Origin of the sequence: Polaribacter sp., assembly GCF_051251875.1 — a bacterium.
Classification (GTDB): domain Bacteria; phylum Bacteroidota; class Bacteroidia; order Flavobacteriales; family Flavobacteriaceae; genus Polaribacter.
Genome location: NZ_JBPOGL010000035.1, coordinates 1 through 14,551, shown reverse-complemented (window position 1 = coordinate 14,551; position 14,551 = coordinate 1). Strand labels below are relative to the sequence as shown.

The window sequence follows — 14,551 nt, the reverse complement described above, 5'->3', positions numbered from 1 at the left end:
GTTTTTTAAATTTCTTTACTTTTTTATAAAATCATTTTCTTATCAAACTAAAACTTCCCTTTTTTTCTACCGTCAAACCATTTTTATCGGTTAATATAGTTTGAAACCAGTACGAATTAGAAGGCTGTATTTTTCCTTGATATCTGCCATCCCAACCTAAACTATCCGCTTTAATTGTGTATAATAACACACCAAATCTATTGTAAATATAAATATTTGAAAATGTATAAGACTCCTTATCGTATCCTTTAATATGCCAATAATCATTTGTTCCGTCTTCATTAGGTGTAAAAAAACGAGGATAGTTTAAGATTGAAAAATTATAGTTTATTGTGCCACAACCATTAATTTCCTTAATATACAAAGTATGATTTCCTTCAGAAATTCCATCGAAAAAAGGAGTAGATTTATACCGCCCAAACTCATCATCTAAAGAAAATACATACGTGCCAATTCCTAAGTTAGTCGATTTTATTTCTATAGAATTATTCTCAGAATCATCTACAATTAAAACATCGTCCTTAGTGATGGTCGCAATTTCTGATGCTGTAACCAAAATATTTTTTTCTATAGACTGGCAACCCGCTAAAGTAATTGCACTTACCGAATAATTTCCAGCAGCATCAACAACTAAAATTTCTTTATTTTCGGTAAGAATTTCATTTTCTTTTTTCCATAAATAAGTATAATTCCCTAATGAATTTTTGGTTTCTAAAGCAACAGTAACTTTATCTTTACACAAAACATAATTGTTTTGCGCTAGCTCAAAATCCGGAATTGTAGCATCCACAAAAACGGTAACCTCAACTCTTGTGGTAGCTGTACAATTATTAAATTTGGCTTCTGCAAAATAGGACGTATCAGAAGTGATAATTGGTGTTGTAAAATTATTTCCTTTGAATAATGGTGTTGTACTTGTTAAAGAATCGAACCAAATAATATCTCCATCAGACGCTGTTGCACTTATCTCTCCAAAACCGTTACAAATTAAATCGTCTGTTTTGGTAGTAATTGTAGGTCTTTTATTTACTATAACGGTAACGGCCGTTCTTTCTAAAGAATCACAACCACCCACAGAAACCGTTGCATAATAAGTTGTATTTGTGGCAATTACTGGAGTTGTAAAACTATTTCCCGTATGTAATAAGTTTCCCCCTGAAACTGCATTGTACCACAAAACCGTTCCCTCACTAGGTATTGCCTCTATGGTAGCTACCCCAGACTCACATACCGCTGCCTCTGTTATAGATTTTATTTTAGGCAAATAAATACTAGTACTTGCAAAAATATTTAAAACAGGATCACCAGTTGTACCGCCATATTCTACCACATAACCTTTTGGGTGATAAGGGCCTGGCGGATCTCCTGGGTTTGGCAAATCATTCCAGGCGCCAAGAATACCTATTGTAGGATCTGTAATATGTGCATAATCTTCATTTCCACCAGAATCATTGGGTTCATTATTATTCCAATTTGCATAATTGGGTGTACTTCCATTTGATTTTCCATTCCAAAAAACGGTACCCGCTTCTGGACCAGTAACCCATTTCCAAACGCCTTCTGTTTCCTCATCAGAACCACCAATCCAACCAGCGCCCGATGCTTGTTCTCCTGTCAACGCAGCTTCATCTGCAGATAACAAGGTTGCCAAATATCCTTTTAATCCAAAATAAGTTCTCTTTTCTGCTTCAATTTTTGCGTTAGACCACGTAATTCCTAAATCTGCCACATATTCATAAAAATGCCCTGTTGATGGTAAATAATTTGCATCACCAATAGTTAATGAGAAAAATTTTTCTTCAGTAATTGTTGTTGCTGTAGTTGTAAAAACCACATCTTTAACGGCGTTTTCTAAATCTGTATATAAAATTTCATCACCTACTACTTTTGGAGTAAATGTTAATTTACCTTCAGTTGTATTAAAACTTGAATTTATGGTTGGATGACTTGCTTTTGACGTTAATTCTAAAAGATCAAAATTAACTTGATATCCAGAAGAAATTTGAATAAAAAAAGAGTCTATTCCAGTATCATCAGTATCAGTAATTGTAAAATCTGTGACAATTGGTATTGAATTCCCTGGGCAAAAAGCTTGCTTGCCGCTTGCTGTTAATATTGGCGAATTGTTAGCTTGTGAAAACAATTGCAAACTCATCAACAAAAAAACTTGAAGGAAAATTATATGCCGAAGTATTAAATATTTATTCATTTTAACCATTAACTTAAAACCGATGTTCTTATTTTTGTAAAACAGCACAATTTAATACTTCAACCTCAAAAACAATATAAATTATGGTTAAAAATATAGTAACAACAGTTTGGACAGAAAAAGGGCAATTTGAAACAAACAACCCTAGCGGACATAAATTAACGATGTTTTCTGTAGCTGATGAAGAAAATAAAAACACCACAGGTTTTGGGCCAAAAGCCTTAATGCTTTCTTCTTTGGCAGGATGTTCTGGTTTAGATGTAATTTCTTTACTGAAGAAAATGCGTGCAGAAGTAGATGATTTTAAAATTGAAGTTACGGCAGAATTAACCGATGAACATCCTAAATTTTATAATAAAGTACAAGTAGATTATCATTTTACAGGAACTAATTTAAAAGAAGATAAAATTAAAAAAGCCGTTAATTTATCGGTAGAAAAATATTGTGGTGTTATGGAAATGTTTCGCCAATTTGCAGATTTAACAACAGCCATCATTTTTCACGAAAAATAAAAATTCTAGCCAAACCATGAAAATAAAATTACACGCATTCAACCTAGAATTAAAGCACACTTTTACAATTTCTAGAGAATCGCACGATTTTCAACCGAGTTTAATTGTAGAATTAATTGATGGTGAATTTTCTGGTTTGGGTGAAGCAACATCAAATCCGTACTACAATATTACTGTTGAGAATACAAAGGAAATTATTCTAAAAAATACCACTTTTATAGAATCTTTATCCGAAGAAGAACCTACCAATTTTTGGAAAAAACTACAACCTATATTTACAGAAAACATGTTTGCATTATGTGCTTTAGACATGGCTTTTACAGATTTGTACGCCCAAAAAAAAGGTAAAAAACTCTATGATTTATGGAGTTTACACATTGATAAAAATCCAAAAACAGATTATACTATTGGTATTGATTCTATTGAAAAAATGGTTGCAAAAATGCAAGAACTTCCTTGGCCAATTTATAAGATAAAATTAGGTACAAAAAATGATATTGCCATTGTAACTGAATTAAGAAAATACACAGATGCTATTTTTAGAATTGATGCAAATTGCGGCTGGACTGCAGATGAAGCGATAGCAAATTCTTTTAAACTTAAAGAATTAGGGGTTGAGTTTTTAGAACAACCTTTAAAAGCCAATGATATTATTGGCGCTAAAAAATTATATGAAAATTCTGCTTTACCAATAATTGCTGATGAAAGCTGCATTGTGGAAAGCGATGTAGAAAAATGTGCTGGTTTATTTCATGGTGTAAACGTAAAACTTACAAAATGTGGCGGTGTAACTCCTGGTAAAAGAATGTTAGAAAAAGCAAAATCTTTAGGAATGAAAACCATGGTGGGTTGTATGACAGAATCTACTGTTGGTATTTCTGCCATTGCACATTTATTACCTCTTTTAGATTATGTAGATATGGATGGCGGTTTGTTGCTTAAAAAAGATATTGCTACAGGAATTACTATTCATAATGGTGTAATTTCTTATGCTGATAAAAATGGCATTGGAGCAAGCTTGTTATAATGATGGAATTAGAAAAAATACCAAGTACAACGCTTTCTTTTAACGGAACAAATTATTTATACTTTAGCGGCACATCTTATTTAGGTGTTGCTGCTTTGCCAGAATTTCAAGAAATTGTTATCAAAAACATTCTAAAATGGGGTACTTCTTACGGAAGTTCTAGAAATGCAAACGTTCAATTAAATATTTACAAGAAAGCAGAATCTTTTATTGCAAATTTCTTGCAAAAAGAAGATTGTGTAACTGTTTCTTCTGGCACTTTAGCAGGGTTATTTTCTTTAAGATCTCTTACAAAACTAGTAGATGACTTTTATTTTATGCCAAAAACGCATCCTGCAATTTTAACAGAAAATGCCAAACCTGTTTTTGAGAATTCAATTTTTAATTCTGAATTAAATACCTTAAAAAATAAAACAATTTGCATTTTAGCAGATGGTATTGCCGCTTTAGAAACCCAACCTTTTTCATATCAATTTTTAGACAAAATAGACCCTTCTAATACCATCTATTTACTGATAGATGAATCGCATAGTTTGGGGGTTTTAGGTAAAAATGGCTGTGGAATTTCTACTGAAATCTCTACAAAAGAAAATGTACAAATTATAGTTACTTCTTCATTGGGTAAATCTTACGGCATCAATGGAGGAATAATTGCTGGTTCTAAAAACTTTATTGCATCAATAAAAAACGATCCTCTTTTTGTGGGAAGTGCAGGTATGAGTCCTGCTTATTTAGAGACTTTTTTAGAGGCTCAAGCAATATATAAAAGTCAATTAAAAAAGCTTCGAAAAAATATTAATATACTGTATGATGCCTTAAATTTGAATACTGAAATAAGAATAGACAGCTCTTATCCTGTTTTTTTTCATCAAAAAGAAAAAATTGAAGACTATTTATTATCAAAAAATATAATTATCACGTCCTTTTATTACCCAACAAGTACTAAAAAATTTAACAGAATTGTTTTAAACGCCAATCACACAAAAGAACAACTGAGCACATTAGAACAGTGTTTAAAATAAAAAGCTTTAACATTTCTGTTAAAGCTTTTTTAATCTAATTAAAATCTTACTTTTTATTGTGCCCACCAAACCTTTGTAACAGGTGTTTTTTGGTTTGCTTCTACATTGGCTTTGTTTCTGTTTAATTCAGAAGATGGATAGGTTGCTCTTGTAAACCATTCTCCTGCATAATCTCCATTAGCGTCTATTTCTTCTCTTATTGTTAATCCTTTAAACACATTGTTAGAAAAATTATACCTTCTAAAATCTACATAGGTTTCTGGATTTAAAAAATTGTGAATGTATTTTTCTTTCATAATATGGTTTAACATTAAACCTGCCTGTCCTACAGCAATTGCACCGTCTGCAACATAATCTGCACCATCTACATCATACATACTCATACTTGCATTAATTCCGTTTAAATACGCAGCATACGCTGTACTGTTAGAACCTACACTTGTTTCATTTCCTCCATTTGCCAAAAATGCTGCTTCCGCTTTAATAAACATCGCCTCTGCATAACTAATTAATAATAAAGGAGAATCTATAGTAGTGTAATACCCATTTGATTTAAAACCTACATTTCCATCTGTTACTCCGTCTGGAGAAAGACCTCCACCACCACTCACATAACCTTTCCAAGTTGCAGCATTGTCATTTTCCGCAAAAACTGGTAATCTAGGATCTATAGTTAAAGTTCCTTGAAAAGGATAATAATCTCCATTCATAGAGCTTACCAACTGGCTAGCAATATCATTATGAAAGTTTCCTGTTTCTCTAGATAAAACCTCTACAGAATACCAAGGATTGATGTTCTTATCATTATAACTCATTTTAAAATCATCACTAGTAGAAGTAAAACCATTTGCAATTGTTGTTAAAACTTCATTTGCAGTTACCGTTCCTTTATTTACAAGGTGTAATTGATAACGTGCCTTTAAAGTATATGCTGCTTTTTTCCATTTTTCAATATCACCATTGTAAATTAAATCTTCACTACCAATTGATATTCCAGAATTATCAGCACTATTTAAGGCTACAATTGCTTGGTTTAATAAGGTGAAAATTGTGGTATAAATTTGTTCTTGAGAATCAAACTTTGGAAACAAATTATCTTGCCCTTGCGTTGCTTCAGAATACGGAATATTATCCCAAGTATCTGTAGCTATTCCTAAATTAATTGCTGTTAAAATATCTGCAATTGCTGAAAAATGTATTGCTCCTTTTTCTGCTGCTTTTTCCTTAATTATTAGAATATTTGGCAATACATACAAATACACCTGAGACCAAAGACCACTTGCGGTTGTTTCTCCTGCAGCTGTGCCTCCTTGACCCACAAAATACTGTGTATAATTACCAAGTGCTTGCTCGGCAGAATGTTGCCCCTCTAAGGTACTGTGAATAACGGGTGCTAATAAATCGTTCATTCTTAATTGACTAACATCTGCAGTACCAGATGGCGTATTTACATCAAAATAAGAATCGTTACAAGATGTTATACTTGTAATTAATAGTAAAACAAATATTGTTTTTATAATGTGTTTTTTCATAATTATTATTTTTTAAAATCCTAATTTAACTCCTAAAGAATAACTTTCGCTAATAGGAGTACTTAAACCTGTAAATCCGTAAACATTAGTACCTGCACTATACTGGCTTCCTTCTGGATCATACCCTTCATAAGGTGTCCATAATAAAAGGTTATTAGCATTTGCAGTTATAGACAAATTACGCATATTTAATTTTTTTAAAATAGCTCCATCAAAATTATAAGTAATTCCTATAGTTCTTAGTTTTACCCAAGAAGCATCTTGTACTAAAACTTCTGCCGCTCTATTGTAACTTGTAGAACTTCTGTAGTAATTCTGATCTATTGTACCAAGGATTGTGTTGGTTGTAAAACCACCATTACCATCATCCATAACTCCTTCTAAAATCGTTTCTACATCTCTGTATTCTGTCACTTTTAAAATTCCGTTTCTTATTGAGTTTCTTCTACCAGAGTCATATAAATCTCCACCTTTTTTCCATTCTAATAAAAAGTTTAGATTAAATCCTTTATAAGAAAAGCTATTTGAAAGTGATGTTATAAAGTCTGGAAAAGCGTTTCCTACTTTCACTCTTTCGTCTAAATTTACCTTTGGTAAACCATCGCTACCAATGTATCTTTCGCCATTTTCATAACGCCATTTGTACCCATACAAGGTTCCCATTAAATCTCCATCTCTAATTTCTGAAGTAATCCCAGCAAAACCTGCATCAGCAAATATTAAACTTTCTATATCATCTGGTAAAGACAACACATGGCCTTCATTTGTAGACCAATTTAAAACGGCATTCCATTTAAAATCTTCACCTTTAAAAATATCCGCAGAAAGAGAAAACTCATGACCTTCTGTTTCAAAATCTCCTGCATTTCTTACAATACCTCCTAAGCCAGAAGAGTATGCAGTACCTACGGTAAAAATTTGATTATCGATTCTAGTTTTATAATAAGAATAATCGACACCTAATCTATTGTTAAAGAAACGAAAATCTGCACCTAACTCATAAGATTTATTACTTTCCGGAATCATATTAGTATCACCCAATCTTGTACTAGCTCTGTAACCACCTGCTCCTCCAAAAGGGAAATCTCCATCGGCCACAAAATAATGTCCTACTTGTCCAAATAAAGGTCCTTTACCAACTTCTGCCCAAGATGCTCTTAGTTTACCAAAGGATAAAACTTCTCCTTCTTTATCTATTAAATCTTTAATATTATATGCTAAACTTACAGATGGATAAAAGAAAGATCTATTATCTTGTGGCAACGTAGAAACCCAATCATTTCTACCGGTTACGGTTAAAAACAATTGGTTTTTATAGGCTGCTTGAAATTCTCCAAAAACACCTACATTTCTTAATTGTGTTACATCTTTATCTGCAAAAGTGTTAATTGTATTTGCCAAATCATTTATTCCTGGCACATTTAATGTTTCTCCTCTTACTGTAGACACATCTCTTTTTGAATCGGAAAATTGATTTCCTACCGTTAAAGTGGTGCTAAAATCATCTGTCCAATCTTTATTTAAGGTAACTAAAAAGTTAGACTCTAAACCCACAAAATTAATATCTTGATTTACAATATAACCACCGGTTTTTGCCCCTCTATCTAAATCTGGTCCAACAAATCTATTTCTATTATCAGAATAATTATCTATTTGCGCCGCATACATTACATTAATCCATTCTTTTGGTTTCCAATTAAAGGTAACGCTACCAATCCAACGATTTACATCATCAGTTAAAGGGCTTTTTTCTAATACATACCTAGGATTATCAATGATACCAAAAGAATAATCTCTTTCAGAACCATCTGCATTTTGGTAATCATTTATAGGAAATGTTCCTGAAAAATAAGACAATGCACTAAATACAGATTTATCGCCTCCGTTTCCTCTTTTTCCTCCAGATTTAGTATACGCAACAGAAGAACTAATATTAACACTTTCTGATACTTGGTAACTTCCTTTTAATCTAAAATTGGTTCTTTTATAATCTGTATTTGGTAAAACACCTTCTTCAGAATTATTACCCATTGAAAAGAAATAATCAATTTTTTCATTTGCACCGCTAATACTAAAGTTAACTTGTTTGTTTACACCTGTTCTAAATAAATCATAAGGACTGTAAAATTTATCATTAGATAAATCTATTGTTTCACCACCTACTACAGCAGAATCATCTGTGTATTTTGGTCCCCAAGAATAAAATACTGTTCCTCCTAATCTTGTAAACCCTGTTTCTGTATCTGGCGTATATAAACTACGTGGCAAACCACTATAACCTTCTCTATACGTCTCTTGAAGTTCTGGTGTTTTTGTAATACTTCTAAAGGTTGTAGACGCAGAAACATCTATTTTAGCTTTTCCAGCCTTCCCCTTTTTTGTGGTTATAATAATTGCTCCGTTAGATGCTCTTACCCCATATAAAGCGGTAGCTGCCGCACCTTTAAGTACACTATAACTTTCTATATCATCTGGGTTAATATCTGCCCCTCTATTAGAAAATGAAAATTGTTCAGCACTACTAGGAGATGAAGTATTTGTACTTGGTAATACATTACCAGAATAGGTGTCATTATTAATTGCCAATCCGTCTACAATTATTAAAGGTTGATTATTTCTGTCTGGATTTACAGAAGTTACCCCTCTAATTAAAATGTCCAATCCACCACCAGATGCACCTGACGATTGATTAATTTGAACACCAGCAACACGTCCTTGTAATGCAGAAAAAGCACTAGTTTGTCCATTTAATTCTAAATCTTCTGTTTTAACTTGTTGTACAGAATACCCTAAAGATCTCTCTTCCTTTTTTATCCCAAAAGATGTTACAACAACTTCACCCAACACATTGGTGTCTTCTTCTAAAACTACGTTGTGTTTGGTAGATTTTACAACTAGTTGTTTTGTTTTAAATCCTAACGAAGAAAATACTAAAACATCTCCATTATTTGTTTTAATAGAATACATTCCATTAAAATCTGTACTGGTACCTTTTGCTGTTCCCTTAACAACAACGCTGACACCTGGTAATGCGCCTGTTTTGTCAGTTACTTTACCTTTCACTGTAACCTCTTGTGCTAAGAGATTTAAAGTAAAAAGTAAAAAAACCGCAATTAACAAAGTAATCTTTTTTTTCATAAAATGGTTTTTAGTTAAAAATTTTCATAAATTTAGATAATTTTTTCAATTATTCACAACGAATTTTAAAAAACAATCAATATAATTAAAATAAATATTTAGCATTGTATTAAAACAACCACAATACCAACCAATTAAAGAAAGAAGCTACATTCAAAATAAAATGCCCAAGTAACCATAAAATAATTATATTATTGCGGTTAGAAGAATTAAAAATATGCCGTTATGAGATGGACATTAAAACCACTACCAGAAAAAGAAAAGATAGAAACTTTAGCCAAGGATTTACAGGTTGATACCACCATTGCAAAAATACTTTGTCAGCGTAATATTGAAACTTTTGAAGAAGCAAAAAAATATTTTCGTCCAAGTTTAAAAGACATTCACAATCCCTTTTTAATGAAAGACATGGATGTGGCAGTTGCCAGAATTGAAACAGCAATTACCAACAATGAAAATATTTTAATTTTTGGCGATTATGATGTAGATGGCACCACTGCTGTTTCCTTAGTATCTTCTTATTTAAAAACAATTCACCCAAATATTGCAACGTATATTCCTGATAGATATGCAGAAGGTTATGGTGTATCTTATATGGGAATTGATTTTGCCGAAGACAATAACTTCTCTTTAATTATTGCCCTAGATTGTGGAATAAAAGCAATTGAAAAGGTGGCGTATGCCAGTGAAAAAAATATCGATTTTATTATTTGTGATCATCATAAACCCGGTAAAGAAATTCCGAAAGCAGTGGCTGTTTTAAATGCAAAAAGAGAAGATTGCCAGTACCCTTTTGATGAACTTTGTGGTTGTGGCGTTGGTTTTAAATTAATTCAGGCATTGGGAGTCTCTAGAAATCAAACAATAGAACATTTTGTTCCCTATTTAGATTTGGTTGCTACGGCAATTGCAGCAGACATTGTACCTATGAATGGCGAGAATAGAATCCTTACCTACTTTGGTTTGCAAGTAATTAATAAAAGTCCTAGAAACGGAATTAAAGCCATTATTCATCAAACTAAAAAAACAACACTTACAATTACCGATGTTGTTTTTATTATTGCACCAAGAATAAACGCCGCAGGTAGAATGAAACATGGTAATTATGCTGTAGAATTGTTAACAGAAATGCATTTTGATGCTGCCCTTGAATTTGCAGCAGCAATAGAAATTTTTAATGCCGATAGAAAAGACCTGGATAAAAAAATTACCGAACAAGCCATTATTCAAATTATAGACAATGAAGAAGAAAAACGTTTTACTTCCGTTGTTTTTCAAGAAGATTGGCACAAAGGCGTTATTGGTATTGTTGCTTCTAGGTTGATAGAAAAATACTACAGACCAACACTTGTTTTTACAAAAAGTGGCGATAAATTAGCCGCCTCTGCACGTTCTGTAAAAGGGTTTGACGTTTACAATGCGCTCTTAGAATGCGAGGAATTTATAGAGCAATTTGGCGGACATAAATATGCTGCGGGTTTAACCTTGTTACCAGAAAATTATGAAAATTTTAAAAACAAGTTTGAAGAAGTTGTCGAAAAAACTATTGATAAAAAACTATTAACACCAGAAATTTCTGTGGATGCGGAGATTGATTTATCAGAAATTACACCTAAGTTTTTTAGAATTATTCAGCAAATGGCTCCTTTTGGCCCCATGAACATGAAACCAACTTTTATATCTACTTGCGTTAGAGACAATGGGTATGGCAGACAAGTTGGCGCAGATAAAACACATTTAAAACTAAATGTTTTTCAAGGTGATAATAAAAAAACATTCAATTCTATTGGTTTTAATTTGGGACATAAAATGGCACTGGCACAAAACAATTTTGATATTGTGTATGCACTAGATGAAAATGAATGGAACGGGAATACATCTATACAATTGTTATTAAAAGATTTAAAATAACCCCTGTCAAATTCCTAATTACGCAGTGCTAACAAACCTTATAAAATAGCACCTCATTTTTTCGACAAAACAGTGTAATTCTTATATAAAAAAAACTAATTTAAAAACTTACCTTTGCAATATGGGATTAACAAATAATGATATTTTCAAAAAATTACGTGTTGCACATAAATTGCGCGACACAGATATTATAGAAATTTGTGCACTAGTAGACTTTAAAGTAAGTAAAGGTGAATTGGGCGCTTTATTTAGAAATGAAGAACATCCGAAATATGTAGAATGTGGAGATCAAATTTTACGTAATTTCTTAAATGGCTTAGTTATTCATTTACGAGGACCAATGCCTAAAAAAGGAGAAAAGAAGTAGTTTTTTTAAACGGTAGACCGTTTCTAATTTAGAACATATACAAGACAAAAAAAGAGAGAATTCAGTACTGAATTCTCTCTTTTTTTGTCTTAATTCCTAATTCCTAATTCCTAATTCCTAATTCCTAATTCTTGAATCTTAATTCTTAAACTCTTAATATTAAAAAGGTAAATCGTCTGGTTCTTCATCAGAAATTTTAGAAGCTGGCTCAAACTCACTTACAGGAGGTACATTTTTATTTACACCTTGCGATAAATTTTCTATTCTCCATCCTTGTACAGAATTAAAATATTTAGCTTCACCTTGTGGGTTTATCCATTCTCTACCACGTAAATTGATAGATACTTTTACATCTTGTCCTACTTTGTAATTGTTTAACAAATCACATTTATCTTGCACAAATTCTATCATTATCATTTGCGGATATTGATCATCTGTTGTAACTACTAATTCTCTCTTTTGAAATCCGTTAGCTCCAAATGTTTGAACCTCACCAATTAACTTAACTTTACCAATAACTTCCATAATTTCTATTTTAATAAAAGTACTTTCCAAGCACTTTCTACATCATTCTTTTTTAAATACTCTTGGGCAAATGTATGTTTTTTTGTGGTTTCTAACCCAATAAATTTAGGATGTTCTTTCCCAAAGTTATCAACATTTTCTTTGCTAGGAAGTTCTTCAACATTGCCTAACATCCCTAAATTATTACCTGTTAAAATAGTACTATTTCTAATGTCTAACGGAATTCTATCTACTCCAATTCCCAATGTTGCTATAGGTTTCGGTATTTCAAAAAAACCATCTCTTGCTCTAGAATAGTAATTTCCGCCAGCTCTTGCCACCAAATCTATTTTATGTTGATCTATTGCGCCGTTTTCATCTAAAACATCCTCAGAAATATGCATTTTTACAACTTCACAAACTATTAAATTTCCAGCGCCACCTTCATCACCTGTAAAAATAACATCTTTTACTTTGCACTCTATTTGCACAGGAGATTCTGCCACTCTATAAGGTTTTACTTTATCAGACTTTAACATCGTAAAGCCAGCTTTTACAAACTCATTTACACCTTTATCATATTCTGTACTACTCAAAGACATTTGCTGTACAATGGCATAATTAACCACATTTATAACTACTTCTTTGGTTTCCAACGCATTTTCTAAGGTATGTTTTATGGTATTATCTCGAACCCGTCTTGCCGGAGAAAAAATTAAAACTGGCGGATTAGCACCAAACACATTAAAAAAGCTAAAAGGCGATAAATTCGGATTTCCATCTGCATCAATAGTACTTGCAAATGCAATTGGTCTTGGCGCAATTGCACCCAATAAATAACCGTGTAATTTTTGTGTTGATATTTCTTTCGGATCTAACGTAAGCATCTTAAAATATTTAGCATTGTAAAGATACTATCAAAATAACAAATGAGTTATATACAAGAAACCATTATATTTGTTTTGATGAAATTTATAACCAACACCTTTTTATTTAGAAGAATTGCAATTTTAGTTTCTTTTGTAATTGTATCTCTAATTTTATGGAATACTTATATGTTCTTTCAAAGATTTAAACAAGAAGAACGCATTAAAATGGAAATTTTGGCAACCGCTACAAAAGAATTGGGAACCGGAGATATAAACGCCAATGTAGATTTACCCTTAAAAATTATTGAAAACAATAATAATATTCCTATGATTTTGGTTGATGAAACCGGAGACATAATAAATATTCAAAATTTAGACTCTATAAAAGCATTAAAGCCAAGTTATTTAGAAAATCAATTGGCAATAATGAAATCTGAAAATTCGCCTATTGAAATTAGTTACGAAGGCCACAACAAACAATATATTTATTATAGAAATTCAGATTTATTAAATAAACTTACCTATTATCCTGTTGCGTTAATTCTTATTTTGGTGCTTTTTATAAGCGTTATTTACATGTTCTTTAACTCTAATAAAGTGGCTGAAACCAATAAACTTTGGACCGGAATGGCAAAAGAAACAGCGCATCAAATAGGAACACCGCTTTCTTCTTTATTGGGTTGGATTGCCATTTTAAAAATGGAAAAAGTAGATGACAAATATATAGAGGAAATAGAAAAAGATGTGCACAGATTAAATACCATTGCCAACAGATTTTCTAAAATTGGTTCTGTACCCACCTTAAAAAAACAAAATATTGTTACCGTAACAAAAACGGCTTTTGATTATTTAGAATCTAGAAGTTCTAAACAAATTTCTTTCTTCTTTAACACTTCTGATCCTGAAATTTACACCAACTTAAACGCAGAATTATTTGGTTGGGTTATAGAAAACCTTATAAAAAATGCCATTGATGCCATGTTAAGAAAAGGCAACCTAAAACTAAACATAGAAAATACACAGAAAAAAATAAGAATTACTATTTCTGATACTGGAAAAGGAATGCAAAAAAGCATGTTTAAACAAATTTTTAAACCAGGATTTACCACCAAAAAACGAGGTTGGGGATTGGGTTTATCACTTTCTAAACGTATTGTAGAAGATTACCACAAAGGAAAAATAGTTGTTTATAAATCAGAAATTGGCAAAGGAACAACTTTTGAAATTTTGTTAGATAAAGTTTAGTTTTTTATTAGAAGCTATCTCCTGCTTTCACTACTCGCTTTTTTGTTCTGCTGAAAAAGTTCAGCAAAACAAAAAGAGCTCAAACAGACCGCTCAATCAGGGCTCATATCTTTGTAGTAGTCAAAGATATTTAAAATTTCTATCTTTAAAATTAGAAATTGATAAACATAACCAGGTAGCAAAATTGTATCGGGGCGAAATACATCTATTGATGA

General features: G+C 31.8%; 11 protein-coding genes. 6 read left to right on the top strand and 5 right to left on the bottom strand.

Annotation, left to right across the window (positions count from 1 at the left end):
• Positions 1–31: 31 nt before the first annotated feature.
• Positions 32–2,155 (bottom strand): T9SS type B sorting domain-containing protein, encoded by a 2,124-nt coding sequence (locus tag ACSHW5_RS13935; RefSeq protein ID WP_435676754.1) that lies wholly within the window; start codon positions 2,153–2,155, stop codon positions 32–34.
• Between the two features lie 137 nt (positions 2,156–2,292).
• Here ACSHW5_RS13935 and ACSHW5_RS13930 point away from each other — a divergent pair, with 137 nt between their 5' ends.
• The 3 genes from ACSHW5_RS13930 to ACSHW5_RS13920 are packed head-to-tail and all read left to right on the top strand — an operon-like array spanning position 2,293 to position 4,770.
• The gene (locus tag ACSHW5_RS13930) at positions 2,293–2,721 is read left to right on the top strand and encodes an OsmC family protein (protein WP_435676753.1); all 429 of its coding nucleotides are present in this window, start codon (positions 2,293–2,295) and stop codon (positions 2,719–2,721) included.
• A 16-nt stretch (positions 2,722–2,737) separates the two neighbouring features.
• Complete coding sequence (locus ACSHW5_RS13925; RefSeq protein ID WP_435676752.1) at positions 2,738–3,748, top strand: dipeptide epimerase; 1,011 nt, start codon at positions 2,738–2,740, stop codon at positions 3,746–3,748.
• Positions 3,748–4,770, top strand: a complete 1,023-nt coding sequence (locus ACSHW5_RS13920) for an aminotransferase class I/II-fold pyridoxal phosphate-dependent enzyme (RefSeq protein ID WP_435676751.1) — start codon at positions 3,748–3,750, stop codon at positions 4,768–4,770. The genes ACSHW5_RS13925 and ACSHW5_RS13920 overlap by 1 nt, the downstream gene beginning before the upstream one ends.
• A 53-nt stretch (positions 4,771–4,823) precedes the next feature.
• Here the strand turns inward: ACSHW5_RS13920 and ACSHW5_RS13915 are convergent, their stop codons facing one another.
• Both ACSHW5_RS13915 and ACSHW5_RS13910 read right to left on the bottom strand, forming a co-directional pair.
• Positions 4,824–6,302 carry a SusD/RagB family nutrient-binding outer membrane lipoprotein gene (locus ACSHW5_RS13915; protein ID WP_435676750.1) on the bottom strand — a complete coding sequence of 493 codons (1,479 nt, stop codon included), beginning with the start codon at positions 6,300–6,302 and terminating at the stop codon, positions 4,824–4,826.
• Between the two features lie 12 nt (positions 6,303–6,314).
• A complete protein-coding gene (locus ACSHW5_RS13910) occupies positions 6,315–9,440 on the bottom strand; it encodes a SusC/RagA family TonB-linked outer membrane protein (RefSeq protein ID WP_435676749.1) in 3,126 nt (1,041 codons plus the stop codon).
• A 225-nt stretch (positions 9,441–9,665) separates the two neighbouring features.
• Here ACSHW5_RS13910 and recJ point away from each other — a divergent pair, with 225 nt between their 5' ends.
• Entirely contained in the window at positions 9,666–11,351 is a 1,686-nt protein-coding gene (gene recJ / locus ACSHW5_RS13905) for a single-stranded-DNA-specific exonuclease RecJ (RefSeq protein WP_435676748.1), read from the top strand.
• A gap of 121 nt (positions 11,352–11,472) precedes the next feature.
• Positions 11,473–11,718, top strand: coding sequence for a DUF1456 family protein (locus tag ACSHW5_RS13900; RefSeq protein WP_435676747.1), 246 nt, complete (start codon positions 11,473–11,475; stop codon positions 11,716–11,718).
• A 159-nt stretch (positions 11,719–11,877) separates the two neighbouring features.
• Here ACSHW5_RS13900 and ACSHW5_RS13895 read toward each other — a convergent pair whose 3' ends face one another.
• Both ACSHW5_RS13895 and ACSHW5_RS13890 read right to left on the bottom strand, forming a co-directional pair.
• The gene (locus ACSHW5_RS13895; protein ID WP_435676746.1) at positions 11,878–12,243 is read right to left on the bottom strand and encodes a DUF3127 domain-containing protein; all 366 of its coding nucleotides are present in this window, start codon (positions 12,241–12,243) and stop codon (positions 11,878–11,880) included.
• A 5-nt stretch (positions 12,244–12,248) separates the two neighbouring features.
• Positions 12,249–13,109, bottom strand: a complete 861-nt coding sequence (locus tag ACSHW5_RS13890; protein WP_435676745.1) for a flavin reductase family protein — start codon at positions 13,107–13,109, stop codon at positions 12,249–12,251.
• A gap of 78 nt (positions 13,110–13,187) precedes the next feature.
• Between ACSHW5_RS13890 and ACSHW5_RS13885 the strand changes: the two genes are divergently transcribed.
• On the top strand, positions 13,188–14,336 hold the full coding sequence (locus tag ACSHW5_RS13885) for a sensor histidine kinase (RefSeq protein ID WP_435676777.1): 1,149 nt from the start codon (positions 13,188–13,190) through the stop codon (positions 14,334–14,336).
• Positions 14,337–14,551: the final 215 nt, after the last annotated feature.